General features: G+C 62.6%; 4 protein-coding genes, 1 tRNA gene and 1 pseudogene. 3 read left to right on the top strand and 3 right to left on the bottom strand.

Annotation, left to right across the window (positions count from 1 at the left end; genetic code table 11):
* Positions 1-389 (top strand): HEAT repeat domain-containing protein (locus tag EN964_RS27025; protein ID WP_164776015.1); only part of this gene is annotated, 389 nt, incomplete at its 5' end.
* Positions 389-1813, top strand: coding sequence for a glycosyltransferase family 2 protein (locus EN964_RS27020; RefSeq protein ID WP_127269369.1), 1425 nt, complete (start codon positions 389-391; stop codon positions 1811-1813). The genes EN964_RS27025 and EN964_RS27020, both read left to right, overlap by 1 nt.
* Positions 1814-1828: 15 nt before the next feature.
* On the opposite strand, the gene EN964_RS39145 is transcribed toward EN964_RS27020, so the two are convergent.
* From EN964_RS39145 to EN964_RS27005, 3 genes and pseudogenes are all read right to left on the bottom strand, one after another.
* Positions 1829-2281: an Hpt domain-containing protein gene (locus tag EN964_RS39145; RefSeq protein WP_127269370.1), complete on the bottom strand. Its 453-nt coding sequence runs from the start codon at positions 2279-2281 to the stop codon at positions 1829-1831.
* A gap of 18 nt (positions 2282-2299) precedes the next feature.
* Positions 2300-2374: transfer RNA gene (locus EN964_RS27010), tRNA-Gln, on the bottom strand.
* A 128-nt stretch (positions 2375-2502) separates the two neighbouring features.
* A pseudogene (locus EN964_RS27005) lies at positions 2503-2827 on the bottom strand (VOC family protein).
* Between the two features lie 221 nt (positions 2828-3048).
* Here EN964_RS27005 and EN964_RS27000 point away from each other — a divergent pair.
* Positions 3049-4167 (top strand): PEP/pyruvate-binding domain-containing protein (locus EN964_RS27000; protein WP_127276959.1); only part of this gene is annotated, 1119 nt, incomplete at its 3' end.

Below are 4167 nucleotides of genomic sequence, written 5' to 3'. Positions count from 1 at the left end.
CCCGCAACGGCGGGTTCCGGTTTGGTGAGTTCTTTGCCCGCGCGGCCGGCGATCCGTCGCCGGAGGTTACCGCAGCCGCATTGCGGGCACTCGGCCTGACCGGACATGCCAATGCGCCGGCCATCCTGATCAAGGCGATGGAAAATGGCGGCTGGGATGTACGCGCCGACGCTGCCGACGCGGCGGGCCGCCTCGGCCTGTCTGAACTCGCCGCGCCCCTCGCGCAGCTTATGGACGACGAGGCATGGACTGTGCGCTACGCCGCTGCCAACGCGCTCCGCTCGTTCGGCCAGAAGGGAGAGCAGGTGCTGCGCGAGATCGCCGCCAGCGACGTCTCGCGCAGGCAGCGCACGGCCTCGCTGATCCTCGCCGAGGGGCCAGCCACCTGATGTTCGACTGGAGCCAAGAGATCGTTCTGGGGGCCTCCATCCTGTCCTGGTTCATCATCGGGGCGGGGCTGGCGCAGACGGCGATCTACCTGCTGCAGCTCATCATCGCCGCCTACGCCCTGTCCAAGCGCCCGCCGGTCGCGCGTTCGGCTCTGCTGTGGCACCGCTATGGCGACGTAGCGCCGCCGATCGCGCTGCTGGTGCCCGCCTACAATGAGGAAGTGAATGTGGTCGAGAGCGTGCACTCGATGCTGGCGCTCGAATATCCGAATTTCGAGGTCATCGTCATCAACGACGGCTCGAAGGATCAGACTCTGCAGCGCCTTATCGAAGGCTTCAAACTGGTGAAATTCCACCGACCCTATGAGGAGGCCCTGACACACAAGCCGATCCGCGGCCTCTATTCCTCGCCGATGACAGAACGGCTGTTCGTGGTCGACAAGGAAAATGGCGGCAAGGCCGATGCCCAGAATGCCGGCGTCAATGTCTGCCGCGCGCCTCTCTTTTGTGTGATCGACGGCGACTCCATCCTCGAGCCCGACGCACTGATGCGCGCGGCCCAGCCCTTCATCGACGATCCCGAGCGCACCATCGCCGTCGGCGGCACGATCCGCATCGCCAACGGATCGAGGATCGAAGCGGGCAGGGTGCGCGAGATCCGCCTGCCCAGCCGGTTGCTGGCACTGTTCCAAGTGGTCGAATATCTGCGGGCCTTCCTTATGGCACGGCTGGCCTGGAGCCGCATCAACACGTTGATGCTGGTGTCCGGCGCCTTCGGCGTGTTCCGCCGCGCCGAAGTGGTGGCGGTTGGCGGCTTCACCAAGGGATCGATGGGCGAGGACATGGACCTTGTGATCAAGCTGCATCGCCACATGATGGACACCAAACGCAAATACCGCATCCAGTTCATTCCGGAGCCGGTGTGCTGGACAGAAGCACCCGAGTCACTGCGCGTTCTGGCCAGGCAACGCACGCGCTGGCAGCGCGGTGCGCTCGAGTGCTTCTTCCGCTACCGCTCCATGCTCTTCAACCCCCGCTATGGGCGGGTCGGCTTCCTCGGATTTGGTCACATACTGATTGTCGATGTGCTTGGGCCCATATCGGAGGTGCTGGGCTATGTGCTGATCCCGGCCTTTTGGCTACTCGGCATCCTCTCGACCGAATATCTCTTGGCATTCACGTCGCTGGTTTTCACCTACGGCGTTTGCGTGAGCGTGTGTTCGCTGGTTCTCGAAGAAGCCGAGCTTCAGCGTTTTCCGCGCGCGCGGGACCTTGCCGTACTCACGGCCGTGGCGGTGATCGAGAATTTCGGCTACCGCCAGCTCAACAATTTCTGGCGTGTGAAGGGCTGGTGGCAGTATCTGCGCGCCGACCAGAGCTGGGGCGAGATGACCAGGACCGGCCTGACTGGGCCGAAGAAGTGAGCCTCTTCGGCTGAGTCACTTCAGCGTCCGCTCGATCTCCGCAATAAGCGCATCGAGCGCAGTATGTGCGACATCCGACCGCTCGATCAGCAACGTCTCAAGCTCGGACGCTCGCACGCTGATATCCGGAAAGCCGAACGTTCCGGCCCCACCCGCCAGCGAGTGAGCGATCCCGATCAGCGTATCGCCGGAACTGCTGCCGGGCACAGCCCTCCTCTCACGGGCGGCCTTCAACTCCACGAGCCGATCCGCACACCGGGCAAGGAAACGTTGCTGCAAGGAAGCGAAGGGATCGTTTGAGATAGGCCGATGCTCCGTTGCGGGACGTCGAGGGTCATTCAAGCAGAAAGCGGCGCGGGTTGGAATGGACTGCTTGGTCGAGCACGCCCCCCTGTCGGAGGAGAACGGCACCAGGGCTGGTCTGCAACGACACTGGCATGCCTGGGCTGGGGACAACCGCGCTGCCATCACCAGAAAAAAAGTGATTGGCTGGGGCGCCAGGATTCGAACCTGGGAATGTCGGTACCAAAAACCGATGCCTTACCACTTGGCGACGCCCCAATTGCCGTCAGAGTCGCTTGTGCGGCGCGTTATTAGCAGAGCAGCCAAAAAGCACAATCCTTATGAGTGACGGTTGGAACGCTCGAATTGGGCAGGCAACGCAGCGCTGGCAAATGATATGCAGCGGGCTATTCGGACCACACCGCCATCTCGTTTCCGGCTGGATCGACGAAGTGGAAGCGCCGGCCGCCGGGGAACGGGAAGATCGGTTTGACAATCGTGCCGCCGGCGCTTTCGACAGCGTCGAGGGTTTGCTCCAGATCCCTGCTGTAGAGCACGGGCAGCGGCTTTGATGGCGCTTCCGCGGCATCTGCCTGGAAGCCTCCGTCCAGGCCTTCGGCAAAGGCCGGTGAACGACCAGGCAAAGGCGGTACTGTAGAAAGCCTTCAGCCGGTCCAGCGTTCCACCGGTCGCGGGCATTTCCAGATAGTCGAGTTTTCCGGGCAGTTTCATGGCGCACCTGTTTGTTCACTGTATGTTCTACTCCAGAATTCCTGACTTGGCAAGTCTTTTTGCCGCATGCTGGAGCACGGCTTTGCTTAATCGATTGTAGTGGCCAGGTGGCTTTGCCGATGTCTTGCCTTTCGCACTGCAGCATCATATCGCTCCAAGGACGGACCGGCGGAACTTTCCGTTTCGCCAATCTTTCCAGTCTCCTGCAACCGGAGCGATGCATGACCAAATGGGTTTTCACCTTTGGCGATGGTGCGGCGGAAGGCCGTGCCAGCGACAGGAATCTCCTGGGTGGCAAGGGCGCCAACCTGGCCGAGATGTGCAGCCTGGGGCTGCCGGTGCCGCCGGGCTTCACCATCACCACGGAGGTCTGCAACGCCTACTACGCCAACGGCCGTATTTATCCGGCCGGGTTGGAAGCCGATGTCGCGGTCGCGCTCGATCACATCGGCCGGCTGACCGGCCGTCGGTTCGGCGACCCGTCGAAACTGCTGCTGGTGTCGGTGCGTTCGGGCGCTCGCGCCTCGATGCCCGGCATGATGGATACCGTGCTCAATCTCGGCCTGAACGACGAGACGGTCGAGGCGCTGGCCGCCGATTCCGGCGACGCGCGCTTTGCCTATGACAGCTACCGCCGCTTCATCCAGATGTATTCCGACGTCGTCATGGGCCTCGACCATGAGGTGTTCGAGGAAATCCTGGAGGATCAGAAAGGCGGGCTCGGGCACGAGCTCGACACCGAACTCACGGCGCTCGAATGGCAAGGCGTCATCGCGCTCTACAAGGCCAAGGTCGAGGAAGAGCTCGGCAGGCCCTTTCCGCAGGATCCGCATGAGCAGCTCTGGGGCGCGATATCAGCCGTGTTCTCGAGCTGGATGAACAACCGCGCCATCACCTATCGCCGGCTGCACGACATTCCCGAAAGCTGGGGCACGGCGGTCAACGTCCAGGCCATGGTGTTCGGCAATATGGGCGAAACCTCGGCCACCGGCGTTGCCTTCACGCGCAACCCTTCGACCGGCGAAAAGATGCTTTATGGCGAGTTCCTGGTGAACGCGCAGGGCGAGGACGTCGTCGCCGGCATCCGCACGCCGCAGAACATCACCGAAGCGGCACGTATCGCAGCTGGCTCGGACAGGCCGTCGCTGCAGAAGCTGATGCCTGACGCGTTCCAGTCCTTTGTCACCATCTCCGACAGTCTGGAGAAGCACTACCGCGACATGCAGGATCTCGAATTCACCATCGAGCGCGGCAAATTGTGGATGCTGCAGACCCGGTCCGGCAAGCGCACCGCCAAGGCGGCGCTGAAAATCGCCGTCGAGATGGCGCAGGACAGGCTG

It is taken from the genome of Mesorhizobium sp. M7A.F.Ca.CA.001.10.2.1 (assembly GCF_003998575.1).
In the GTDB taxonomy this organism is placed as follows: Bacteria; Pseudomonadota; Alphaproteobacteria; order Rhizobiales; family Rhizobiaceae; genus Mesorhizobium.
The sequence above is the reverse complement of the archived record's forward strand: the minus strand, read 5'-3'. Positions and strand labels throughout refer to the sequence as shown.